General features: G+C 42.8%; 21 protein-coding genes, 2 tRNA genes and 1 pseudogene. 11 read left to right on the top strand and 13 right to left on the bottom strand.

Annotation, left to right across the window (positions count from 1 at the left end; all coding sequences use genetic code 11):
• Positions 1–21 precede the first annotated feature (21 nt).
• Positions 22–1,356, top strand: coding sequence for an NADP-specific glutamate dehydrogenase (gene gdhA, locus E5342_RS08445; RefSeq protein ID WP_009017035.1), 1,335 nt, complete (start codon positions 22–24; stop codon positions 1,354–1,356).
• Positions 1,357–1,430: 74 nt separating this feature from the next.
• Here the strand turns inward: gdhA and ruvC are convergent, their stop codons facing one another.
• Both ruvC and E5342_RS08435 read right to left on the bottom strand, forming a co-directional pair.
• A complete protein-coding gene (gene ruvC / locus E5342_RS08440; RefSeq protein WP_005858764.1) occupies positions 1,431–1,988 on the bottom strand; it encodes a crossover junction endodeoxyribonuclease RuvC in 558 nt (185 codons plus the stop codon).
• Positions 1,985–2,299: a DUF4286 family protein gene (locus tag E5342_RS08435; protein WP_005868538.1), complete on the bottom strand. Its 315-nt coding sequence runs from the start codon at positions 2,297–2,299 to the stop codon at positions 1,985–1,987. Before E5342_RS08435 ends, ruvC begins: the two co-directional genes overlap by 4 nt.
• An 86-nt stretch (positions 2,300–2,385) precedes the next feature.
• Between E5342_RS08435 and E5342_RS08430 the strand changes: the two genes are divergently transcribed.
• Positions 2,386–2,462: transfer RNA gene (locus E5342_RS08430), tRNA-Ala, on the top strand.
• A 237-nt stretch (positions 2,463–2,699) separates the two neighbouring features.
• Here E5342_RS08430 and E5342_RS08425 read toward each other — a convergent pair.
• The 6 genes from E5342_RS08425 to E5342_RS08400 form a co-directional block, all read right to left on the bottom strand.
• A tRNA-Thr gene (locus E5342_RS08425) sits at positions 2,700–2,772 on the bottom strand.
• Positions 2,773–2,811: 39 nt separating this feature from the next.
• Positions 2,812–3,273 (bottom strand): hypothetical protein, encoded by a 462-nt coding sequence (locus E5342_RS08420; RefSeq protein ID WP_122143979.1) that lies wholly within the window; start codon positions 3,271–3,273, stop codon positions 2,812–2,814.
• A gap of 62 nt (positions 3,274–3,335) precedes the next feature.
• Positions 3,336–4,370, bottom strand: a complete 1,035-nt coding sequence (locus E5342_RS08415; protein WP_135959191.1) for a DUF6340 family protein — start codon at positions 4,368–4,370, stop codon at positions 3,336–3,338.
• A gap of 38 nt (positions 4,371–4,408) precedes the next feature.
• On the bottom strand, positions 4,409–5,260 hold the full coding sequence (locus tag E5342_RS08410; RefSeq protein WP_135959190.1) for a sugar phosphate isomerase/epimerase family protein: 852 nt from the start codon (positions 5,258–5,260) through the stop codon (positions 4,409–4,411).
• 32 nt (positions 5,261–5,292) lie between these two features.
• Positions 5,293–6,237 carry a sensor histidine kinase gene (locus E5342_RS08405; protein WP_246867081.1) on the bottom strand — a complete coding sequence of 315 codons (945 nt, stop codon included), beginning with the start codon at positions 6,235–6,237 and terminating at the stop codon, positions 5,293–5,295.
• Positions 6,238–6,545: 308 nt separating this feature from the next.
• The gene (locus E5342_RS08400; RefSeq protein WP_135959189.1) at positions 6,546–9,167 is read right to left on the bottom strand and encodes a valine--tRNA ligase; all 2,622 of its coding nucleotides are present in this window, start codon (positions 9,165–9,167) and stop codon (positions 6,546–6,548) included.
• Positions 9,168–9,617: 450 nt separating this feature from the next.
• On the opposite strand from E5342_RS08400, the gene mtaB reads away from it, so the two are divergent.
• Genes mtaB through E5342_RS08385 form a run of 3 tightly spaced genes read left to right on the top strand, consistent with a single transcriptional unit; the run spans position 9,618 to position 12,873 of the window.
• Complete coding sequence (gene mtaB, locus E5342_RS08395; RefSeq protein ID WP_135959188.1) at positions 9,618–10,955, top strand: tRNA (N(6)-L-threonylcarbamoyladenosine(37)-C(2))-methylthiotransferase MtaB; 1,338 nt, start codon at positions 9,618–9,620, stop codon at positions 10,953–10,955.
• 5 nt (positions 10,956–10,960) lie between these two features.
• Complete coding sequence (locus E5342_RS08390; protein ID WP_135959187.1) at positions 10,961–11,851, top strand: lysophospholipid acyltransferase family protein; 891 nt, start codon at positions 10,961–10,963, stop codon at positions 11,849–11,851.
• Entirely contained in the window at positions 11,848–12,873 is a 1,026-nt protein-coding gene (locus E5342_RS08385; protein ID WP_135959186.1) for a glycosyltransferase family 2 protein, read from the top strand. The genes E5342_RS08390 and E5342_RS08385 overlap by 4 nt, the downstream gene beginning before the upstream one ends.
• A gap of 2 nt (positions 12,874–12,875) precedes the next feature.
• Here the strand turns inward: E5342_RS08385 and E5342_RS08380 are convergent, their stop codons facing one another.
• Complete coding sequence (locus tag E5342_RS08380; RefSeq protein ID WP_121736910.1) at positions 12,876–13,847, bottom strand: YihY/virulence factor BrkB family protein; 972 nt, start codon at positions 13,845–13,847, stop codon at positions 12,876–12,878.
• 344 nt (positions 13,848–14,191) lie between these two features.
• Here E5342_RS08380 and E5342_RS08375 point away from each other — a divergent pair, with 344 nt between their 5' ends.
• Entirely contained in the window at positions 14,192–14,503 is a 312-nt protein-coding gene (locus E5342_RS08375) for a hypothetical protein (protein WP_121736909.1), read from the top strand.
• Between the two features lie 17 nt (positions 14,504–14,520).
• Positions 14,521–15,732, top strand: coding sequence for an NAD(P)/FAD-dependent oxidoreductase (locus tag E5342_RS08370; protein ID WP_135959185.1), 1,212 nt, complete (start codon positions 14,521–14,523; stop codon positions 15,730–15,732).
• A 71-nt stretch (positions 15,733–15,803) separates the two neighbouring features.
• On the opposite strand, the gene E5342_RS19625 is transcribed toward E5342_RS08370, so the two are convergent.
• On the bottom strand, positions 15,804–15,995 hold the full coding sequence (locus E5342_RS19625) for a hypothetical protein (protein WP_034532384.1): 192 nt from the start codon (positions 15,993–15,995) through the stop codon (positions 15,804–15,806).
• 559 nt (positions 15,996–16,554) lie between these two features.
• Here E5342_RS19625 and E5342_RS08355 point away from each other — a divergent pair.
• From E5342_RS08355 to E5342_RS08345, 3 genes are all read left to right on the top strand, one after another.
• A complete protein-coding gene (locus E5342_RS08355) occupies positions 16,555–16,812 on the top strand; it encodes a GlsB/YeaQ/YmgE family stress response membrane protein (RefSeq protein WP_135959184.1) in 258 nt (85 codons plus the stop codon).
• A 32-nt stretch (positions 16,813–16,844) separates the two neighbouring features.
• Complete coding sequence (locus E5342_RS08350) at positions 16,845–17,150, top strand: YtxH domain-containing protein (protein WP_135959183.1); 306 nt, start codon at positions 16,845–16,847, stop codon at positions 17,148–17,150.
• Between the two features lie 241 nt (positions 17,151–17,391).
• Entirely contained in the window at positions 17,392–18,336 is a 945-nt protein-coding gene (locus tag E5342_RS08345; RefSeq protein ID WP_008774480.1) for a manganese catalase family protein, read from the top strand.
• A gap of 279 nt (positions 18,337–18,615) precedes the next feature.
• Here E5342_RS08345 and E5342_RS08340 read toward each other — a convergent pair whose 3' ends face one another.
• Positions 18,616–22,551, bottom strand: coding sequence for a hybrid sensor histidine kinase/response regulator transcription factor (locus E5342_RS08340; RefSeq protein ID WP_121736905.1), 3,936 nt, complete (start codon positions 22,549–22,551; stop codon positions 18,616–18,618).
• 183 nt (positions 22,552–22,734) lie between these two features.
• On the opposite strand from E5342_RS08340, the pseudogene E5342_RS08335 reads away from it, so the two are divergent.
• Positions 22,735–23,136: pseudogene (locus tag E5342_RS08335) on the top strand (glycoside hydrolase family 20 zincin-like fold domain-containing protein); the annotation flags it as partial.
• Between the two features lie 426 nt (positions 23,137–23,562).
• Here the strand turns inward: E5342_RS08335 and E5342_RS08325 are convergent.
• A complete protein-coding gene (locus E5342_RS08325) occupies positions 23,563–24,207 on the bottom strand; it encodes a MarC family protein (RefSeq protein ID WP_135959182.1) in 645 nt (214 codons plus the stop codon).
• A gap of 87 nt (positions 24,208–24,294) precedes the next feature.
• The gene (locus E5342_RS08320; RefSeq protein WP_121736903.1) at positions 24,295–25,542 is read right to left on the bottom strand and encodes a PNGase F N-terminal domain-containing protein; all 1,248 of its coding nucleotides are present in this window, start codon (positions 25,540–25,542) and stop codon (positions 24,295–24,297) included.
• Positions 25,543–25,544: the final 2 nt, after the last annotated feature.

Here is a 25,544-nt window from a genome sequence, read left to right as displayed (position 1 = left end):
CTTTTAAAGAATATAAATGCTATGAAGACTGAAGTTATTTTATCAGCGCTAGAGGCAAAACATCCGGGAGAAAAGGAGTATTTGCAAGCAGTAAAAGAAGTGCTTTTATCAATTGAGGAAGTGTACAACCAACATCCGGAATTTGAGAAAGCGAAAATCATTGAACGCCTAGTTGAGCCGGAACGTATTTTCACTTTCCGTGTGCCTTGGGTAGATGATAAAGGTGAGATACAAGTTAACTTGGGATACCGTGTTCAGTTCAACAACGCAATCGGCCCGTACAAGGGAGGCATCCGTTTCCACCCGTCCGTTAACTTGTCTATCTTGAAATTCTTAGGATTCGAGCAAACATTTAAAAACGCTTTGACAACCCTTCCGATGGGTGGTGGCAAAGGTGGTTCCGATTTCGCTCCGAGAGGAAAGAGCGACGCCGAGATCATGCGTTTCTGCCAAGCGTTTATTCTTGAATTATGGCGTAATCTTGGTCCGGACAGGGATGTTCCGGCTGGCGATATAGGCGTAGGTGGCCGTGAGGTTGGTTATATGTACGGTATGTACAAGAAATTGGCTCGCGAGAACACAGGTACGTTCACGGGTAAGGGCATGGAGTTCGGAGGTTCTATCCTTCGTCCGGAAGCTACCGGCTTCGGCGCTCTTTACTTCGTACATCAAATGCTGGAGACTCACGGAATCGATATTAAGGGTAAGACGGTCGCCATCTCCGGTTTCGGCAACGTGGCTTGGGGTGCCGCTACAAAGGCAACCGAGTTGGGCGCTAAAGTGGTTACTATCTCCGGTCCTGACGGATATATCTATGATCCGGCGGGTATCTCCGGCGAGAAGATCGACTATATGTTGGAATTGCGTAATTCCGGAAATGATATCGTAGCTCCTTACGCAGACGAGTTCCCGGGCTCTACCTTCTATCCCGGCAAGAAACCTTGGGAACAAAAAGTAGATATAGCGTTGCCATGCGCTACCCAGAATGAGCTGAACGAGGCTGACGCTCGTAAGTTGATCGAGAACAAGACTTTGTGCGTAGCTGAGGTTTCTAACATGGGTTGTACGGCTGAGGCTGTAGACTTGTTCATCGAGCATAAGCAATTATTCGCTCCGGGTAAGGCTGTCAACGCCGGAGGTGTAGCTACTTCCGGATTAGAGATGACTCAGAACGCTATGCATATCTCATGGACCGCCGCCGAGGTAGACGCTAAATTACATCAGATCATGAGCGCAATCCACGAACAATGCGTAGCTCACGGTAAAGATGGCGAATATATCAATTATGTAAAAGGCGCGAATATCGCAGGCTTCATGAAAGTAGCGAAAGCTATGATGGCGCAAGGTATCGTGTAATAATTGAAAACTGAAAATTGAAAATTGAGAATTACGATTGCTGATTTGATAAACGATAATTCTCAATTTTCAATTCATCTCACTTTCCCAGGGTTCTTAGCGATAAAATCCTTCCATCCCGTATACTTCTTTTCCGAGATCGGATTATTGGTTTGGAAATAATGACAAACAGCCGCCGCCAACCCATCCGTAGCGTCCAATTGCGGAAGCATAGACTCATCCGGTATCTTCAGATAGCGTTGTAGCATGCCGGCCACTTGTTCTTTCGCCGCATTTCCATTCCCCGTGATCGAGAGCTTGATTTTTAGAGGGGCGTACTCGAAGATCGGGATATCCCGCTCTAAAGCCGCCGCCATCGCTACTCCTTGTGCCCTTCCGAGTTTCAACATACTCTGTACGTTCTTCCCGAAGAAAGGCGCCTCGATAGCCAACTCATCCGGATGGTATTGATCGATCAAGGCCAAGACCCGTTCGAATATCTTACGCAGACGGAGGTAATGATCCTCATATTTATTCAATTGCAGGATTCCCATAGCTTCCAGCTTCGGCTTATTCCCCTCGATCTTCAAGATACCGTATCCCATCACGATCGTACCGGGGTCTATGCCTAATATAATACGGTCCTTGATCATTTAGGCAATTCTATATCTTCCAACAGGGTAGAGAATCCTGCGATTTTCTCTTTATAACGTCCTATCAAATCTTGCTGCAAGGCTCCGCCTTCCTTACGCACCCACTCATTCAACGAATCGATATCCCTCGTATGGAACTGTACGGAGAAACTTTCACCTTCCTCATTCCGCGAATCCAAGATCCGTCTCAAATAAGGACTATAAAGGATACCGCTCTCGGAGGCTTTCGGTATATAACTATTCTTCAAATATTCCAGACACTCATCCACGATATCCTTATGGATATGAAAAGTCGTATTATAAACTATCATCTTCTTTCCTTTCTCTTGAAATTTCTTATACAAAGATAGCGCATATATCAAGAAAAGCCTTATATTTGCACATGAATTAACAAGACGGGGCATTAGCTCATCTGGCTAGAGCGACAGACTGGCAGTCTGTAGGTGATCGGTTCGAGTCCGATATGCTCCACCAATAATAAATCAAGCGGTTACAAAACAAGTAGCCGCTTTTTTTATTGATAAAAAATCGTTTTGTTTTGGCGTTTTGTTGCATTTGGTGACGCAAATTTGACGCAAATAATAACGCTGTTGCGTTCATTGCATTTCCGGTTTAACACCCAGTTTAACCTTACCTCCCCAACTTCACTAAAACCGCAACTTTATCAAACAAAAAAGCAGTTACCTAAAAAGATAACTGCTTAACTTTGTGAGCCGAAAGCCGGACTTGAACCGGCGACCTACGCATTACGAATGCGTTGCTCTACCAGCTGAGCTATTTCGGCAACATTTGTTTCTTTATTTCGGGCGCAAAGATACAGGGTTTATTTGACATCTGCAAGAAGATTCGCTAAAAAATCATCTAAATCCGCATCTAAATCTTTTAATAGAGGATCGTCCAGACGAAGCATATCATCGTCGATGAAGAGAAGTTCCTCTATTACAACAAAATCCTCATCAGTCAAGCTAACAGAAAGAGGTTTCATGAACCGGGGAGCGTCAAAAATATTCTTGGTGGATAAGATCGTAAGGACCGCCTTCACCGAAGCGGCAACCCGCTTATTGAATGCGTTCTCCTCCTCGTTCGAGTTCACCCAATCGAAGATAACGATCTTTTCGATCAAATGCTCCTCATCATCATAAATTTGCAGTTCCCCGCTTTCCGCATCGGCCTGCACATATAAGTCGCTTATAAAATTACCGGACTCATCCTTGGCCAGCTTCTCGATAGCCGACGTAAAAGCGTTCTCGATGAGGGATTGAACCTTTGCTATATTTGCGTTCATATATTAATTCTCCTTTATTCGAATATGCCTCAAAAGTAATAATAATTCACCGAATAACGCCGTTAATCCTCACCAAATTGCACATTTAGTTTCTTATCGGAACGAATTCGTTCGGCCAACGCCTGCACATAGAGTTCCAATAATTTGGTACTCTTATCATTATCACCACTATTACGCTTGAATAAATCGTATGATTTATGAGCCCACTCATAGGCTTCTTTTAAATCTCCTCTCATCTCATGGCATAGGGCCAGATTAGAGGCCGCCTTCGCCCGGCTTTTCCAGTTTTCCGTACCCCGGTAAAGCCCGGACCAACGATCTTCCGCCATATCCCATTTCTCATTAGCCGCATAAACGGAAGCCTCTTTCCAACGTGAACCCATTCCGGTAAAGTACCAACGAGTCTCCTTCTCCCAATGAGGAACAAAATTAGCGTAGACCTTCGCCCCGAAATATTTACCGGCCCCACGCAAAGCATTCTCCGGAGAGGGCAATACCTTATCCAAGATCGGCATATAATCCGCACTTTCCGCCCAATAAATACTATCTTTCATATGTACCGTCGCCAGTGGAGCCTCACGATCAGGAACGTAACTGCGTATCACGCCAGCCATCTGCACGTCGATCATTCCCATTACATACCCTTCGCCCAAGGTACCTACGCTTTTCTTCATATCGAACAGCAAGCGGTCGATGGAGATAACCGCATCGGCACCGGTCTCATCGCATAGCGACGCTACTTGCCCTTGGGTAAGTTTCGTATCCAAAAACGCCTGATTATCTTTTCGAACCGCATCATGGTAAAGCAATACGTCGTTAAAATAAGAAGCCTCCACGATAGCCTCCCCTAAAGTACGGCAAGCGTCAAACAGCGCACTATCCGCTTTCGCTTTGCAAGTATCCTGCTTTTCTCCCTGCAAGGTGTATTCGTAACCCGCATCCTCCGGTTGGGGAACGGCATTGTTTACGATAAGTACCTTGGCGACATTCTCAGGAAACGTCACCTCCGCAGGATTATACGTCTCGATACCTACATAATTAATCGTGCTACAAGCGGACAACAAACTCGCTATGCCTATAAAAAGAATGCTTCTCATCTTCATCTATTTAAAAGGGGGCGATTTACGCCCCCACATTATGTCAAATCACTCACAGCCTTGAAATAGCCGATAGACTCCGCGATCCCCAAGAATGGGTCTTTCATGTCTTTCTCGTATTCCAAGCTACACATTCCCGTGTAATTAACTTCCCGCATCATACGGATCAGCGCAGGGAAGTCGATCTTTCCACGACCGATCTCGATCCCGACTCCCGCCTTCGAAGAATCCGTCACGTCCTTGATATGCATATCAAACACCCGGGTATGGTATTTCTTCAAGTCGGCCACAGGATCACAGCCGTTTCGCAAGTCATGTCCGACATCCAGACACATACCGATACGGGGATCTAAATCCTTCGTATGCTCCCAAACGTCCGTAGCATCGGGATACGTCTTAATATCAGGACCGTGCAAGTGGATGGCGTAATGAAAATCATACTCCTTCACTTTTTTATCCACATAGGGTAAAAGCTCGTAATTCGGGACACCGACGATCAACTTCACTCCTACCCGCTTCGCATAATCAAACGCACGGTCAATCTCTTCCTCGCTCTTCATATAAATAGGGCCTACGGCATATCCCGTCACTTTATGGGCAGCGCATTTATCATGAAAAGCCTTGATCTGCTCATCCGTACTATTCAACGGCAAATGGAAATCCTTGATACAAAGATAATGGATATCTAATCGTTCCAACGTCTTCAACGTCGTATCTAAATCAAAATTAACGAAAGTATATCCCGCCATTCCCAGGTGGAATGGGTTTGCGGCCTTCGGAGCCTTCGGTTTTACAGGGTCCGGCAAAGCGGCCCGAACGATCGTGGAGGTTCCTAATAAAAAGGCACCCGCCAATCCTTGTTTAAAAAATGTACGTCTTGAGTGTTTCATGGTCTATTATAATATATATTAATGTATACTGTTTATCTTGGGAAAATAACGCTAAAGGTAGAACCCACCCCTTGCTTGGAGGTCACTTCTATACGACCGCCGAGCTTTGTGACCAAAGCCTTGGAGATAGCCAATCCCAACCCGACTCCATTAGTCCATTCCGTCAACTTGACAAAACGATCGAAAACCCGTTCCAATTGGTCGTCCGGGATTCCCTCGCCTGTATCCGTCACATAAAAGCGGATTTCCTGCTCCGTCACATCATACCCGAAGCAAATATAACCTTTTTTCGTGTGCTTGATAGCATTCGTCAATAAATTAGTGAGGACTTGCGTTAATCTGCTCCGATCGGTATAAAGCGTAAAAGGTTGGCAATCATCCAATCGAAGTTCTACATTTTCAGACATGCGTAATAAAATGATACTATAGATATCTTTCATTAAAGCCTCCATTTCATGATTCGCCAAAACGAAAGCCAACGTATTCGACTCGATTTTCGATATATCCAATACGTCTTCTATCAAGCGTTGCAACAATTCATTATTACTTTGTATAATATTGGAGAGCTCATGACGAGTTTCCGCATCTTCCTCATCGGCGATTACCTGCGAGAATCCCACGATGGCGTTTAAAGGAGTCCTGATCTCATGATTCATGTTTGCCAAGAACGCAGATTTCAGGTGATCCGCCTCTTCCGCTTTTTCCTTGGCGATCTTTAATCGTACCCCCGCACGATGACGGGTATAAGCGATTACACCCAAGCCCGCACATAGTAACAACACCAAGACAAATCCCCCTCCAAGCATCAAGATACGGACATGCGACTTTTCCGCCTCTAGCTCCAGTTTCTTACTTTGCACCTCTAGTTTTTCCACCTCTCGTTGGTTTTTCAGCTTCGCTAAATCCTCGTAATATTTTACCCGCATAATCGAATCGTGCACTTCTTTAGAATCTCTGTAAGCCCTAGCCGCTTCCATCCCTTCGCCCTATATAATTCCTCGATCCGGTTTGTCGCGATGAAAAGAGGTTCCGCTATTTTCAAATATATACGTAAGCTATCCGGATCTTGCAGATAGTAATAACGCAGCAATCTCTTGATATATACCTTGAAAAGTTAGCACGACTATCCATTATTCAATGCCCGGCAAGTTAATAAAAATTTAAATACCAAGATATCAATATAGACAATTTTAATACCACATTTTCAACTTATACAACAAAAAAGCCTATATCAACCTAAGAAAGATTGATACAGGCTCTTATTTCAAAGAAACAGCTGTTCTCTTTATTTTGTCAAGGCGGCGATACTTTCCTCGATAGACTTAATCTTCGATTCGGCATCGGCTTGCTTTTTCTTCTCCATCTCGATTACTTTCGCCGGGGCTTTGCTTACGAAATTCTCATTGCCTAATTTCTTCATGACAGAAGTCAAGAAACCTTTTTGGTATTTCAATTCCTCTTGAAGCTTAGCCAACTCTTCCTCCACATTGATCAGATTACCTAAAGGTACGGCATATTCAGTCGTACGAACCAAGAACGATACGGCACCGGCAACTTTCTCCTCTACCTTGGAGATGGAAGAGAGATTACACATCTTAGCGATCACAGCGTTGAACGCCTCATTGTACTCACCCACGATCTGTAATTCCAACGCATCCTTATTCGGTATATTCTTTTGCAAACGAATGGTACGGATACCGCCAACGATCTCTTTCACGATCTCGAAAGCATCCAAATACGCGCTATCTACAACCGCTACTTCCGGCATTTGGGCAACCATCAAGCTCTCACCTTCCTCTCGAGGCTCAAGGGCTTGCCATAATTCCTCGGTAATAAACGGCATGAAAGGATGAAGCAAACGAAGCAAGGCATCGAAGAAACCTAACGTAGCCTCATAAGTAGCCTTGTCGATCGGCTGCTGATACCCCGGTTTTACCATCTCCAGATACCACGAGGAGAACTCATCCCAGAACAATTTATAAACAGCCATCATCGCCTCGCTCAGACGATATTTACTGAAAGAGTCATCCACCTCGGCGATCGTCTTATCCAACTGCGTCTTGAACCATTTCACGGCGATAGCGGAAGCCTCCGGCTGGGCGATCGTATCGTCTACCGTCCAGCCCTTCACCAAGCGGAAAGCGTTCCATATCTTATTATTGAAGTTACGTCCTTGCTCACACAAAGCATCATCGAAAGGAATATCATTTCCGGCAGGAGCCGCAAGCATCAAGCCCATACGTACGCCGTCCGCACCGTATTGCTCGATCAATTGCAACGGATCGGGAGAGTTTCCTAAAGATTTGGACATTTTACGTCCCAGCTTATCGCGAACGATACCCGTAAAGTAGACGCTCTTGAACGGCATTTTCCCTCTGTACTCATAGCCGGCCATAATCATACGAGCTACCCAGAAAAAGATGATATCCGGTCCGGTTACCAAATCACTGGTCGGATAGTAATAATTGATTTCCTCGTTATCCGGGTTATTGATACCGTCGAACAAGGAAATCGGCCACAACCAAGAAGAGAACCAAGTATCCAATACGTCCTCGTCCTGACGCAAATCAGACACGGTCAGATTCGGGTTACCACATTTCTCTTTCGCCAGTTCCAAAGCTTTCTCTTCCGTCTCGGCTACCACGTAACCACCTTCCGGCAAGAAGTAAGCCGGGATACGGTGTCCCCACCAAAGCTGACGGCTGATACACCAGTCCTTGATATTCTCCATCCAATGACGGTAGGTATTCTTGAACTTCGGCGGATAGAACTTGATATCGTCCTTCATGACCGGCTCCAAGGCAATCTGAGCGAGATGCTCCATCTTCAAGAACCATTGCATAGACAATTTCGGTTCGATAGGCACGTTCGTACGCTCCGAGAAACCCACCTTGTTCTCGTAAGCCTCTACCTTCTCCAAAAGACCGGCGTTACGCAAGTCTTCCTCGATCTGCTTGCGGACATCGAAACGATCCATGCCCACGTACAGGCCGGCGGCCTCGCTAAGCGTACCGTTATCGTTGAATATATCAATAGAAGGCAAATTATATTTCTCGCCCAACATATAGTCGTTTACATCGTGTGCCGGGGTCACTTTCAAACAGCCCGTACCAAACTCTATATCCACGTAATCATCCTCGATCACCGGAATCTCACGGCCTACCAGCGGAACGATCACTTTCTTTCCTCTCAGATGTTGGTTCTTCGGGTCGTTCGGGTTGATACACATCGCCGTATCTCCCATAATCGTCTCCGGACGGGTAGTAGCGACAATGGCATATCCCGCCTCACCTACGATCTTATAACGAAGATAGTACAGCTTGCTATGCTCTTCCTTATAGATAACCTCCTCGTCGGACAGGGCCGTCAACGCCTTAGGGTCCCAATTCACCATACGCACGCCCCGGTAGATCAAGCCCTTCTTATACAGATCGACAAAAACCTTGATGACGCTTTCCGAACGTTTCTCGTCCATCGTGAACGCCGTACGATCCCAATCGCAGGAAGCACCCAATTTACGAAGCTGCTTCAAGATGATACCGCCATGCTCTTCTTTCCATTCCCAAGCGTGCCGCAAGAACTCGTCGCGAGTCAGATCGGTTTTCTTGATTCCTTGCCCGGCCAAACGATTCACCACCTTCGCCTCCGTAGCGATCGAAGCATGATCCGTACCCGGTACCCAACAAGCGTTCTTACCCATCATACGGGCACGGCGAACCAAGATATCTTGGATCGTATTGTTAAGCATATGCCCCATGTGCAATACGCCGGTGACGTTAGGGGGCGGGATTACGATCGTATACGGCTCACGGCCGTCTGGCTTTGACTTAAAGAAGCCGTTATCCAACCAATACTGATACCACTTCCCCTCTACTTCAGCGGGATTGTACTTACTAGCGATTTCCATATTTTTATAACTAATTAGTCTTTACACATTTCTCGATCCGCAAAAGTACAAAAAATATAGACAAAAAACGCTGAGCATCGGGAAATATAGTCGGCCGAGACAATAGGCATTCTCTCTCGGACAAACCACTATTCTATAAACCACGTCGTGATCTTTACAAACCACGACGTGGATTATACAGATCACGACGTGAATCGCACAGACCACGACGTGGTTTATAGAATATATCCAATAGTTCAGAGAAAACGCATGAATTAAAACACATTATACATAAGGTAAATCAGATATACTTTCAAAAAGAGCTTAAACAACTATTTAAGCTATGAATATATTTTAATTGGCATTCACGCGTTTTCTCTGCCAATAGTAAAGGTTTTTAAGTCCATCTCAATCCGAACTCTTTACTAATCCGGGCTTAATTAGTACCTTTGCGACCTAACAAAATCAAAAATGATAGATCAGACCGTATTTAACAATAAAAAGGCCGCTTATTATACGTTGGGTTGCAAACTTAATTTCGCAGAGACCTCTACCATCGGGAAGCTATTAGCCGAGCAAGGTGTCCGCAAAGTACGTCCCGGCGAGAAAGCGGATATATGCGTGGTGAATACCTGCTCCGTCACGGAACTTGCCGACAAGAAATGTAGGCAGGCGATTCGTCGGATCGGAAAACAACACCCCGGAGCCTTTATCGTGGTGACCGGTTGCTATGCGCAGTTGAAGCCGGAGGAAGTCTCCCATATAGAAGGCGTTGATCTGGTTCTTGGCGCCGAACAGAAACTAGAGATCCTTCAATATCTGGAGAATCTGGAGAAGAAAGAAAACGGTGGAGCGGTTATCGCCTCACCAAGCAAAGACATACGTTCCTTCTCTCCATCCTGCTCGGCGGACGACCGTACCCGTCATTTCCTGAAAGTACAAGACGGATGCGACTATTATTGCTCCTATTGCACCATACCTTTCGCCCGTGGAAGAAGCCGGAACGGGACGATCGCCAGTATGGTAGAGCAAGCCTGGGAAGTAGCCCGTAAAGGAGGAAAGGAGATCGTATTGACGGGAGTAAATATCGGGGATTTCGGTAAAAGCACCCATGAGACCTTTATCGGCTTAATCCGTGCCCTCGACGAGGTAGAAGGTATCATTCGCTACCGGATCTCCTCTATCGAACCCAACCTGATTACCGACGAGGCGATAGATTTCGTAGCCCGTAGCAAACGTTTCGCCCCTCATTTCCATATACCCTTGCAAAGCGGTAGCGATGCCGTATTGAAACTCATGCGACGCCGTTACGACACCGCTCTTTTCCGTCATAAGATCGAAAAGATCAAGGAAATAATGCCACATGCCTTTATCGGCGTAGACGTAATCGTAGGAACCCGCGGCGAGACCGACGAGTACTTCGAGGAGGCCCGCCAATTCATCGATAGTTTGGATTTAAGCCAACTGCACGTATTCAGTTATTCCGAACGCCCGGGTACCCAAGCGCTGAAGATCGATTATGTAGTAGACCCAAAGACCAAACACGTACGCAGCCAACAGCTCTTGGATATCTCGGATCGGAAACTACATGCCTTTTATGAGGCCCACATCGGACAGAAAGCGAACGTCTTATTCGAGCATACCCAAAAAGACGGCAAGATGCACGGCTTTACCGAAAACTATATAAAGGTGGAAATCCCTTATGACGCTTCCTTGGTAAACGAAACCCGTCAAGTCACATTAGGGGACTGGAATGAGGATCGCACCGCCCTCACTGTCAATGGCCAACTGCCAACTATCAATAGCTAACGATCATGTGGGACAAAATACAATACACCATTCTTTATAGCTGGGTAAAAGTACACGCCTTACTTCCCATGCGGGCTTTATACGTACTATCAAATATTTTATATGCACTTATCTATAAAATAGCCGGATATCGGGTGAAAGTAGTCCGCCGTAATATAACCGCCTCCTTCCCGGATAAGTCCAAAGAAGAATTGCGCCGGTTGGAACGTCGTTTTTACCATCATTTCGCCGATTATATCGTGGAAACGATCAAATTAGCCCATATATCCCTAGATGAGATACAGCGGCGCGCTTATTTAAGGAATCCGGAATTAGTTGATCAGCTTATGGAAAAAGGCCATACTTGCTTCATTCTTACGATGGGACATTATGGCAATTGGGAATGGTTCTCCGGGTCGACCACCCGTTTCGAGGACTCACGTATCTATCAGATATATCGTCCGTTAAATAACAAGGCTTTTGATAGGCTATTCGCTAATCTCAGGACGCGATTCGGTTCTTTCGGCATCAAGAAAAACGATACGATACGGAATATCATCAAGCTAAAACAAGACAAGACCCGCTCTGTCGTCATCTTCTTGGCGGACCAGACACCCAGTAAGGCCAACCTGCATTATTGGACAGAGTTCCTTCATCAAGATACGGCCATACTAACCGGTCCGGAACGTATCGCACGTAAATTGAACCTACCGGTTATCTTCCTCGATACCCAAAAGGTAAAAAGAGGCTACTACACCGTGGATATGAAACTCATTACAGAGATACCGAAAGAGACACCTGAGAATTACATCACCGAGCGATACGCACGACTCTTAGAGAAAATGATCTTGCGTGATCCGGCCTACTGGCTATGGACCCATAAACGTTGGAAACATAAACACGAGCAACAAGGATGAAAAAAGTAGCGATTGTCATCTTAAACTGGAATGGAAGAAAGTTAATGGAGGAATTCCTACCTTCCGTCGTAGCCAATTCTCCGGAATGGGCAGAGGTTATCGTAGCCGATAACGGTTCCACCGATGACTCGATCGAGATGTTGAAGGCTAAATTCCCTACGGTCGGCATTATCCGCTTCGACCAAAATTACGGTTTTGCCGAGGGATATAATCAGGCACTTAGCAGGATTGATCATGAATATTGCGTTTTATTAAACAGCGACGTAGAAGTAACTCCCAATTGGTTGGATGCCCCGATAGCCGCACTCGATTCAGATCACACCATCGCCTGCGTCCAACCCAAAATACGAGCCCAACGCAATAAAGAATACTTTGAGTACGCAGGAGCGGCCGGAGGATACATTGATAAATACGGCTATCCCTTTTGCCGGGGAAGAATCTTGCATATCGTGGAAAAGGACGAGGGGCAATACGACACGACTACCGATATCTTATGGGCCACAGGAGCCTGTCTGTTCATTCGTACCGCTATTTACAAGGAAGCAGGAGGATTGGATGCAGGGTTCTTTGCCCATCAAGAGGAAGTCGATATGTGTTGGCGCTTACGTTCCCGGGGATATCGGTTGGTATGTGTCCCTCAATCCATCGTCTACCACGTAGGTGGAGCCACATTAAATGCGGAAAGTCCCCGTAAGACATTCTTGAATTTCCGGAACAGCTTATTGATGCTTTATAAGAATTCACGGGAAGACGATTTAAGGCATGTGATGCGTGTCCGCTTTTGGCTGGATTATATCGCCGCCGCGAAGTTCCTGCTGGAAGGACATTTCGCAAACGCCAAAGCCGTTTATGAGGCAAGGAAAGCCTATCACCAACTCAAACCGGAATATGCGTCTAAGCGTAAAATAAACTTGGAGAAAACCGTTCTTCCCTCCATCCCAGAACTTTCGCGGGGAAGCCTTATCCTAGCGTTTTACCTAAAAGGAGAAAAAACATTTGACCAATTAATAAATAAAAGATAATGTCACTCATTTATCGGCCCATCCTTGTGTATTTCCACAATCTTAGTAGCCACAGCATATTCATCCGGAAAGATTTTGCCTCCCATATCATTAGCCCATGCCTTGGTAAATTCAGCCCCCGTGTAAATGATAATGGCCGAATAATAAATCCAAGTAATTAATACCGCAAGAAATGCCGCCGTTCCATAAACGGTTCCGACATTCGCTATATTAATGTAAAGGGATATTCCCCATTGCCCTACCAGTAATAAAATAGTTGTTACGATAGCCCCCGTGAAAATATCCTTAATTTTTATTTTCGCATCTGGCAATATTTTAAATATGAGTGCAAAGATAGTTGTAGTAACAATTACATTTAAAAAGATTCCCGTCACTTTTACTAGCGATTCAGCGACATCAGGATAATTAGTCATAAACCGGACACTTAAATTTTCAATGACATTGGAAATCATAAATGTCACCAAAAGTATAAAAGCAAACACAAGAATTATAGAGAATGAAAGTAATCTATTTTTTAAATATTTCAACCAACTTTTCTTCGGGATTGCTTTAATTCCCCATATTGTATTGAGCGAGCTTTGCATTTCCGCAAAAATAGTAGTCGCACCAAAAACTGAAACCGCCAAACTAACAATTGTCGCAAATGTGGATGAATTACTATTTGCGGCATTCTCTATGACAGAGTTTAATGCATTCACTACGCTTGTTCCCAATATAGGTTCCAACTGAGCATATAATTGTCCAGCCATATCCATCTTCAGAAACACACCAATCGTAATCAAAAGAGAAAGAAGAGGTATGATAGAAAATAATGTGGCATAAGCCAATGATGCGCTTAGTCTTGGTACACTATCGTCAATAAATCCTTGAACCATATCCTTTAATATTTTAAAAAGCAGAGACATGGTCAGTTTCTTCTTACTTCCAAAGCCATCTAATTTGTCAACAGACAGGTGTCTTTTTAGATTTTCCATATGATCCCGATTATTATCCATATATAAGCGTTTAAAGAACAAACAACTATATACCCCATAAAGGATATCTCATTTTTATTTTTTTTACATTTTTAAAAATCGATATAATAAATCCTTAAAATAATATTCTATTTTCTTAACGAGAACAACAAAAAAAGGTTCTTACTCTGTTTTTTAATCGTTAAAATCCTAAGATATAAAAACATTCGTCCTTTACGGACAATTCACTTATTAAAATTAAAACGGTATGGAAACAAAAAGCAAAAAAGTCAAGAAGCTACCACATAATCTTGAAGGTGGTATAGTGAGAAATTTAAAATTTATCATTCATAAAATTGGAAGCTATGAAACTGGAAAATAATAAATTATTACAAGGTGTGATAACAATAGTCGGAATCGTTTTGTATCTCTTGTCACGTAAAACAAAGGGGAAATCAAAACTTACATTTTTAATGATTCCAATCTGTATGTTAGGTCTTATCTCCTTATCATGCGGCAATAAAAAACAGGATAAGGTTGACATTAATAAAGCTTTAGACAACGCCATAGAAAAAGTGGAGGATGAGGCTGATAAATTACACGATGCCTGGGATGATACAAGAAAAGAAAGTCAAAGAAAAGTAGAGAAGGTAAAACATAAAGTAGAAAGAATATAAAATTAAAACGTATAACAATGGACTTACATTCAGGATTGCCCTACTGGATTATCAAAAATCCCCTATTCGATTATTATAATCCTTTGAAAGAGAATCTGGATACGGATATAATAATTATTGGTTCCGGCATTACAGGCGCCCTCGTAGCACATGAATTATGCCGGACAGGATTGAAATGCTGTGTGGTGGATAAGCGGAGTATCGCCACGGGCAGCTCGGCTGCCAGTACGGCACTTTTACAATACGAGATAGACGTTCCGCTTTGCCGAATGGCTAAACAAATAGGCGAACAAAACGCAGTAATCGCTTATCGCTCCTGTTTGCAATCTATTTCAGACATTGAAAATGTTTTGAAAGAGACTGGAATCGACGCCGATTTTGAATGGATGCCTAGTATCTTTTATGCGAGTGATGAGAAAGGAGTAAAACTTATCGAACATGAATATGAAATACGTAAACGGCATGGACTTCCCACAGAACTATTAAACAAGGAAGAGCTACATAAACGGTACAAGCTAGAAACCTATGCTGGAGCGTTACTTAATCATCAATCCGCACAAATTGATGCTTACAAAGCGGCGACAAAGCTCTTTCGGTTTCACCTGCAAAAAGATGATTTACGAATATTTACCCATACAGAGATTATCTCCTGTGAAGAAACATCCCAGGGTTGCCGATTAGAAACAAGGGAAGGCTTGGTTATCCAATGTAAATATGTGATTATCGCCGCCGGATTTGAAGCCGGACAGTTCCTGCCTAAAAAAGTAATGAAACTGACCTCCACTTATGCACTTATCTCACATCCTGTGGACCATAAAGATCTGTGGACAAAACGTTGTCTTATTTGGGAAACAGGAGAGCCTTACATATATGTGAGAACCTGTGATAATCGTATTATTATAGGAGGAGAAGACGAAGAATTCTGCGATCCGGAAGCTAGAGATGAACTTCTTCGGAAAAAAACAGAGATACTTGAGAAGAAATTCCATAATTTATTGCCTACAGTACCTTTCGAAACAGAAATGGCTTGGTGTGGAACTTTTAGTACTACGAAAGACGGACTTCCGTTCATCGGGACATGGCCCGGGATGCAACACATATTTTTTGATCTGGGATACGGAGGAAACGGAATCACGTTCAGTATGATTGGCGCACAAATCATACGTAATACCCTACAAGGTATAGAAGACGAACGTAGTGACATATTTGGTTTCCAACGAATAGTTTAAAAATTTCAGGAGGAATAAGGACGATTCCTGTTCCTCCTGAAATAATATTAGGAAGAATTCAAGCTCCTTTATTATTGATTTAACCATACCGGAAATTTGGTTCTACCATAAAAATCATAAAAGAACAATCCTATCCAACTAGTAATGACTATCAAAATAACGGCTATAAGCCTTCTTCGCATTGGAGCATGAAGGTTCCAAATTTTAAGAGCAGCTTTTAAAGCTAGGACCAACCCGATAAACCATATCGCAACTACCTCCATATCAACTCTGCATTTTCTTAACACAGTCCTCTAGTTTATACAACTCAAATTCATATTTACGCATATAGCCACAGGTGCCATCACATATTTTAATATGACGAGGAATTGTATTCGATATCATCATACATTTATCTCCAAACAAATGACAACATCTAAGCCTATATGCCTCCATTGCCAAAGATTTCTCGTGTACACATCCCTCCTCATAAGCATCCCTACATATCTGGTAAAGACATTCATTATCTGCTTGGACAGGATTCTCCAATTTGTATCTCAAAGTTTCTTCCCATTTCATAGCTCTTAAAGATATTTGTTTACAAGATATTTTTTCAAGAAAACAATATCGAAAAGAAAATAGTTCCATAAATATATAAAATACTTTCTTATATCAAAAAAACAAATACAGTTACATATATACATCAAAACAATTGTTAATTCACTTTTATACAACGAACTATTTTCATACTAATGCTGTTGTTAAAATATAATTCAGTTTTGATATCAAGACTTATATTTACATTATAACTTTTGAACATTAACACATAAAAAAATTATTAACATGCATTTCATTTGGTATATTATCATTGGAATCTTAGCTGGTTTTATTGCTAGCAAGATCATGAAAGGAGGGGGGTTCGGTATCCTTATCAATTTATTGATTGGCATTGTTGGCGGAGTCTTAGGTGGTTTGGTATTCGGTCTATTAGGTATTGCCACCGCAGGGATTCTAGGTAGCTTAATTACATCCGTTGTCGGAGCTATTCTATTATTGTGGATCGTTTCTTTATTTAGAACTCCACATAAAACAGAAATATAATTAATTATTCATCTTCTAAACTTCTTGAATTTATGGAAACTAATTGTTCTAAATTTTGGTTAGGTCTAGGATTAGGATCGATCATAGGCGTGGTGGCTTATCGTTTCTCTCGCTCTTCTAAGGGAAAGGCATTGAAAGAAAAGACAAATCAAGTCTTTCATCAAATCGGAGACAAAGCGGAGAACATGATAGATTCAGCCAAAAATAAAATGGCAAATACTGGCACAAAAGTAGCAGATAAGGTTGCCGACGAAGCTTTTAATATCGCAGAAAAAACTGATGATATCAAAAACAAAGTACACAGCTACGCAAATAATATAAAAAAAATGATCGATTAATCATCCAAACAAAAAGAGGACGTAAGATATTATATTCTATCGTCCTCTTTTTATTTATCACAAAATAAAAAATCTACCTTAATCAAAAAAAAGTCCATTAATACACGTTTATATCTCCCCACTTATTTCGTTAAACAATCCTATATACAAAAGAATATGCCAACTAAAATAGACCTATCATTGTTTTTTTACCAGATGCGCATCTTCAAATATTTATATGTATAATTTAAATTTTTGAGTTATGTTTTATCATGTAAAAGATTTGCAGTACAATACTCGTGTATCTGCTCCAGACCCACGTTTCGCACGTGTACTCCTCGAGGCTTTCGGAGGTGCTAACGGGGAGTTAAAATCAGCCTTGCAATATTTTGTCCAGGCTTTTAGTTGCCATAATCCTTATCCCGACAAATATGATATGTTGATGGATATCGCAACAGAAGAACTGGGACATCTTGAAATTGTTGGAGCCACTATCCAAATGCTCCTCGGACCGGTGAACGGAAAAATGAAAGATGTCGTGGAAAATATGGAGATCAATACCATGATGAACGGTAAAGCAGCCAAAGAGGATTTCATCCATCAGGCCTTCACCAACCCACAATTCTTGGTTACATCTCCCGGAAGTCCTACGCTAACAGACAGTAACGGTAATCCATGGTGCGCAACATACGTGTCTGCAAACGCAGATCTCACAGTAGATCTACGTTCCAACATGGCGGGAGAATGCCGGGCTAAAATCGGATATGAAAATCTTATTCCGTTAACGGATGACCCTTACGTGAAGGAGACTCTCATTTTTCTTATGACACGCGAGGTTACTCATTTCCAACAATTCGAGGCGGCATTAGAGACAATCCAGCCTAACTTTCCTCCCGGATCATTTCAAACCTCCCCCAAATACAGTAACCTGTATTTCAATATGTCTAAAAAGGATGACGCACGCGGACCTTGGAATGAAGGAAAAAGTACACGCTTAAAAGAAGAATGGCAATATATAACTGATCCTTTAGAAGAAGTGCGAAGTACAAATGGCCTTGTCGACCGCAAGCCGAAAGGTACACATCGCACCGAGAAAGAGGTGAAGGAAATGGATAAGAAACTGGCCAAGGAACGTAGTGAGGAAATTCTTTCGTCCGTTCCTAAGAGCATCATGAGCTGGTGTGATTATCAAAATAAAGAAAAGTAGTAGGCTAGAAACTACTACCCAATATATTTACTCTCTTAAAAATTAAAGCATCATGAACAAGAAAAATGAAAAAAAACAAGTAGAAGCGAAGGGTTCAAAAAAAGAAACCAAAGTCAAAGAATCCAAGTGCTCAACTTCTGATAAGAAATCGGCTAAAAAATAACCGAATATCGCACTTGTAAGTAATTAATCCTTTCCCGGCGAAAAATAATTCCCCGCCGGGAAATTTTTGTTTATAAAGCGTAATATTCGCCCTACAGACTGAATAAATAACCAACACTAATTATGTCGACGATATTCGGTTGGAGTAACCCCATAGCTTTGTTTAAAAGCCGTGCTAAAATAACGAGCACTAGAAAAACCGACACGGTCCGCGACTTCCTGGATATTCATATCCTTATGAGATGAAAGCAACCGAGAAGCCTCGACCATACGAAACCGAATCACATAATCACCAACCGAGACATCCGACAAATGACTGAACTTGCTATACAGCGTCGTTCTACTCATCGCCATCGCAGAGGCGATAAAAGACACATTCAAATCCGGATTGCTCAAGTTCTCCCGAAGCAACGCATTCAATTTACACATGAATTGTTCATCTGCATTGCTTGTCGCATCCTCTTTTGGAGAGAATAGGCAACCAGACTCACGATAATGCGCACGAAGTAGGTCTCGCTGTCTCAATATATTCCGCAGAATCACCAACAAGGAATCTATATCAAACGGCTTCGACAAATAGATATCCGCCCCTGATTTATACCCCTCTACCGAACTTGCTTGATCCGCTCTAGCGGTCAATAGAACCACAGGAATATGGCTAACCGCTACGTCGTTCTTGATTCGATAACACAGCTCAAAACCATCAGTCCGAGGCATCATGACATCACTGATTACAATATCCGGCTGACATTGCCCCAGAATTTCCCAAGCCTCTTCCCCGTCCCCGGCTACAAAAACCTCCTTAAACTCTGCTTGCAAGACACCGAACAAGTAGTTACGTAGCTCTATCTCATCTTCAACCACCAACAATGTATACTTAGCAAGCTCCGCATCTACCTGTACTCCGTATACATCTGTTTCCGGCATGTCAGCACCCTTCACTCTTAAATCAATAACCCTATTCGGTTCCGCAGAAACAAGCGCTTGCGTGAAAGGAAGGTCGAAATAGAAAGTGGCACCTCCATCCTCATTATTGCAAGCTCCTATACTTCCGCCATGCAACTCTATAAGTTTCCGGGCATAAGCCAACCCGATCCCACTTCCTTTACGATCGTGTTCACCTTGGTAAAAACAGGTAAAAAGGCGGTTTATATCCACATGTTTCAATCCGATCCCTTGGTCCGCAAGGAAAACCCGCACATGCTTATCCATACGCTCCGTACCAATGACCAATGAGGTATCCGGATCGCTGAATTTCATCGCATTTATCAATAAATTAGATAAAACGACACGGCATTTGGAAGCATCAAAGGGTACCTTCTCTAGTGAAGCATCTAACTTGAACCGCACAGAAATCCTACGGGCTTCGAATTCCATGATAAAATCATCCGTTATCGATCGTATCCAATCGTTAAGATCGTAAAAACGAATATCCATAATATCGCCATTCGTATCAGACTTCTGAGCATCGAGCACCATATCAACGATCTCCCGCATCCGGCAAGTTTGCAACAACAAACCATCCAATTGCCGGAATACATCTTTATCCGTCACCTTTCCGGATTTCAGTAAACGTTTGAGCGGAGCGTAGATCAAAGTAAGCGGCGTACGTAATTCATGGCTGATGTTCACCATGAAACGAACTTTTTCCTCATAAAACTTTCGTTCATGTTCTTTCATGGCCCAAGCAAGTTTCCGTTCTTTGCGTCGCATGACAGACCAGATCGTCCCTCCAATTGCCGCAAACACAATCACCCCCATCGCAATCAGAAACCAAGCACGTCTCCACAAAGGAGGCTCCACATCTACTGTCAATAATCTCAAAGGAACACTCCAGTCTCCATTCTTCTTGCTATAGGAAACCCATAATTCATAGTTGCCCGGAGAAAGCGCCGGAAATGTAAACGCATGGCTTGAAGTCTCCAACAACTCCTCACGGTCTCCCTTGATGGAAAAACGGAATAATTTCTTCCGCATCAAATCCTTCTCTTTCACGATAACGCTTAACCCAAAGGAAACATAATCCCACGGAATGGAAATAGCCTGTTCTCCAGATATACCATCGGGATGGATCGGTAAACCATCTAAAGCCAAATTAATCAAGCTGACAGAAAAATCCTCTTCCTCATAAAAGTCATAATCAGGCCGTATCCTAACCAGCCCTTCCACTCCAGAAATATAAATATTACCAGAAGAAGCCTCAAAAGCAGGTTCCGGAAGAAACTCACGTGTAAAGACACCGTCAGATTCCCCGAAAACGATTATGCGTTTTTCATCCGGCACATACGCATACAACCCTTCATGAGTACTTATCCAAAGACGATCAGAACGATCAAACGCAAGAGACGTTACCCCAATAAAACGATCCAAATCAACCGTGTCCAATCTTTCCGAGAGACGGTCATAAACATATAGTCCGGAAGATGTCCCCAACCAAAAACGGTTATCTTTATCTTGTTTTACCGCAAGTATCGTACCAACATCCTCATTCCTCACAAATAACGGACGTAGTTGCTTATGCGGGATATCCAACACATACAAAGCCGCAGAAGAACTTATGTAACAAGAATCGCCTTGTATGAAACGGGGCGCAAGCAAACTTTGCGGTAACAGATCTTCCGGTAAAGACTCAAATTGTTGTTTCCGCTGATTATACACAGACAAATGATTATCGGATAAAAGACAAAAACGATCCTCGTCTAAAGGAAATAAACGAATCGAATTACCTCGCAAGAATAAATCCTTTCGCACATGCCCCCAATTTAACAAAAACTCTCGGCATTCTCCAGTATTTTTATTAAAATGATAAAGCCCTGCACCAAACAAAGATAACAACAATTCCGAATCGCTATACGGCATGATAGACACCACCTTCATCCCCGCTGTCTGAGGATATTTCCGGAAAGTCTCTTTTTGCGGATCAAACAAATCAAGACCTCCCCCATCCGTTCCTATCCAGATTTTCCCATCACGATCTTCATACATGGAAGTGACCGACTGAAAACTCAAACCGTAAGAAGCTCCGGGAGGAGCATCCCGATAAGTTGTCATAAAAACAGGTTTGATACCGATCAATCCTCCCCTAATACTGCCCGCCCAAACATTATCCTCATCATCGATATACAGACAAGCGAAAGAATTTACTGGCAACGAATGGCGATCGCCCGGAAGATGCATAATCGCTCTTACGGTCTTATTTTCGTAATTATATATATTGATACCACCTCCGTCCGTTGCCAGCCAAAGTTCGCCATCTTTCTCGCACATATCTTGTACGACATTATGAGTCAACCTCTCCGGGGTTTCCAAATGTTCCTGCAATCTCCCCTCTCGATCATAACAAAAAACACCTTTATTATAGATAGCCACCCATATTCTCTTGAATGAATCTATATACATGGAGGGGATATTCCCTTTTGGGATAAACGACACACGTTCCATATCTCCGGTGTCTAGCGAATACCACCAAAGCCCTTTTTCCTGAAAAGACAGTATGACCTTCCTCTCTTTTTCGTCATACAAATAAACATAATTAGGCGAAAATTCAAACGGACTTTCCTTGAACTTACATCGGATCATTTTCTTTTCCGCATAGGAATAACGAAAAACACCTTGCCTCCCTAAAAAATAAATTCCTTCCGGCATGAGGAGACTACAAGCAGCGACCAAAGGCTGACCGTCTATTTCCTGACGTACAAATTTTCGAGTACCACGATCGAAATATGCCAATCCGCGACTAGTTCCTACCCAAATATTCCCCTCCGCATCTTCCTCTAAAAAAACAATATCATTATAAGGAAGAGAATTCGGATTCTCTCTCTCCTCCTGATAAACGGTTATTTTTTCCCTATCGAAACGATTCAACCCAAACCGGGTACCAATCCACATAACACCTATTTCATCTACCAGTACACATTTCACGGAAGACTGCGATAATCCGTTTTCCAAAGAGATTTGTTTAAAATAATACTTAGGTACAGCACAAAGAGACTCTGTCAAAAACACAAAAAACAGCAATATATATATTTGCAAAAACTTCCAAAATACTCGCATAGTTGTATATCACCCATTGTCCGGCAAAAATACAAAATCGTCCGAAATATAAGGCGTGCAGAGTAAGAAAAACGATTTTTGAATTTTCAAGGACGATTTTGAACATAAGGAGACATCCTTAAAACATAGATTTGCAGCAAATAAAAATCAAACAAAGAAAGCATATTATTAAAAGTTATTCTTATGTTACGGACAACGGGTATATATTCTATTATTTTGGTTATGATACTTGTAAAATGTTTCCTTCCGGACGAAAAACCGGAGATCATTCCTTTCCCCTTGCAAAGTGTATCAGACAAAGGTGATTTCACCTTCAATAAGGCAACCCTCATCAGTGTAGAAAATGAAAAACAGGCTATGATCGCTCGGGAGTTGACCGATCTGTTTACGCTTTCCGCCGGATTCACCCCGGAAATAAAAATACAAGACAAACGAGCCAATATCATATTCCGCACAGACAGAGAACTAGCGACCGAACATTATAAACTGAATATAGCCCCCTCTTGTATTCTAATAAAAGCATCCGGACAAAAAGGTTTCTTTTACGCAATGCAAACTTTACGTTTTCTGCTTCCTCCAGCAATAAACAGCGAAACTCAGGTAGAGAATATTCAATGGAATGTACCGGGAATGACCATACTAGATGGCCCTCGATACAACAATCGGACCGTGGCAATACACACACCATTCACTCTCATCCCGAAGGATAATCTTAAAGAATTGATCGATCACCTAGCCATGTTAAAAATAAACAGACTTCATTTCACAGAAGAACTTCATGATACGACATCTGAAGAACAACAAAAAATGAAGGACATGAACATGTATGCTAAATCCAAGAAAATCACGATCTCAAGCGGAACGGTACATCCCCATGATATCATATCATATCTCCCGTTCCAAGCAGAGCAACTTATCTGGAAATCAAATATCTCCAATTGCGATGAGGATAAAAAAAGGTTATTCCAATATTTAGCGCCCATCGCAGAAAAAAGCTGGTCTGGTAATTTGTTAGTCCATGGCCTCACGCAAAATATCGATCAAGATGGGCTTCAATCCGCTTACGAAACATTCCACAGCGATCACCATCAGTATCAATCCCATCAAACGCATCATTACGTTATTTCCAGTCTCTCCCAATATACGTACCAGTCGGGTAGAAGCTTGCAAGATCAAGAACGTGATAAAATAGACCAATGCAATTATTCCGACCAACGTACCCTTTAAGGTGAGTGTCGAAGCATCATCCATAAGCATGATAGCGTTGGCGATCGCTCCCGGGCCACACAACATCGGGATAGCCAAAGGAGTAATGGATATATCATCCGCATAAGTTTTCACCTCTTCCTCTTTCAACTTCGCATTGGAGTAACGTGCCTGAAGCATATCAAATCCGATCTTAAAGATAATAAAACCACCGGCTATGCGAAAGCCGTTCGACGAGATACCAAAGAACTTAAACAAGAACTGACCGGAAAAAGTAAAAACCATCAAGGTGATGAACGACACAATCGTGGCCCTTCGGACAATCGCTTTCCGCTCATGGTCATTCATGCCATTGGTCATAGTCAAGAAGACCGGCATCGTACCGAGTGGATTGGTCAACGTAAAAAACGAAGTGAAACATAATAGGGCGAAAGGTAACAAGTCTTCCATATCAATAATTTTTTAATCGGCTAATGTACCAATACACCAATTAGTTGATGAGAGAATGATTGGCACATTAACATATTATCACATTATTTACTCATCCCAGACCAAATAGACTGAGACTAACCAATGATTCAATTTATTCCCATCCACCTCTGCCGCTTCCGGAATACTCACCGTCAGCGTATGATGGCCGGGTTGGATATCTTTCAGTATCACCTCTTCCGGTATCACATCCGATCCGGGACACCAATTAGAGCGGGAAAGATCCGAAGACGCCAAGGGCTCCTCTACTTCCTTCTCCGAATATCCCTTCTCGGTGATATAGGAAGCCAAACGCTTTCTCAACCAAACCCCAGTAGCCGGATTAAAACGGCGGAAAGATGCGCAGTCCGTACGCCAAGGAACAAAATCCAAGACTGGAACTCCATCAATGGAAACAATATTCTGTTTTTCCACAAACTCATCACCACCGGAATGCCCACCATGTCCCGTAACGATATATTTCAGACGGACATCACGTGCGCTTTGAGGAATATCAAAATCCAATGACACATCCTTCCGGGCGAATATATCCGGATATTCCTGCCCGATATAATAAACCGTATTCATCAACGGCTCTACATGTTTCTTCGGCAAAGCATCGCAAGTCAGATCAGACTCATCCACATCAATTGTCATGCTTGCGACATATCCTTCCGGTGTCCATGTATCGATAAAAATTCCAACATAAGCACCACCTTCCAAAAGAGGATACAAATCGGTTATATCTTGCTCCCAGCTTACGCTATCTTCCCAATGGTCGATATACACGGGCTTACGGTGTTTCGTCAAACTATCCTCAGGACTACTGTAATGTCCTACTCCAAACGGAGTCATGAAACGCATCAGCTCCACGGTAGGTTGATAATCCGTCCCGGGGATGATACCGATCATCTTCTCTAGTTTCACGCTATCCACCGCTGGGAATTCCTTCTCGCCTTTAGCGATATTCAACAAATTAATACCCGAGGCATTTGGCAATACAAAACAAGAGCCGGATTTATCCCAGCGATCTCCATTTGAAGCTACTGTAACCCGAAGTTTAACGGAAACGTTTCGCTTATATTCCGGCAATGTTACCTTTCTCAAGATAATACGACCATTCACCAAATGATAGATACTATCCGATCCCGGAGCGTTAAAAACGGCGGGATATACCTTCGGAGCGAAACGTACACGAGCATCATTAAATACTTGTACAGAATAATCTCCCATCGACGGTAATTCTTTATGCCCACAAGAAGCGGTACAGAGAAAAACTCCCATCAAAGAGACAAATAAAGCCATTTTTTTAATCATTT

The sequence above is a fragment of the Parabacteroides distasonis genome (genome assembly GCF_004793765.1).
Lineage (GTDB): Bacteria > Bacteroidota > Bacteroidia > Bacteroidales > Tannerellaceae > Parabacteroides > Parabacteroides distasonis_A.
The sequence above is the reverse complement of the archived record's forward strand: the minus strand, read 5'-3'. Positions and strand labels throughout refer to the sequence as shown.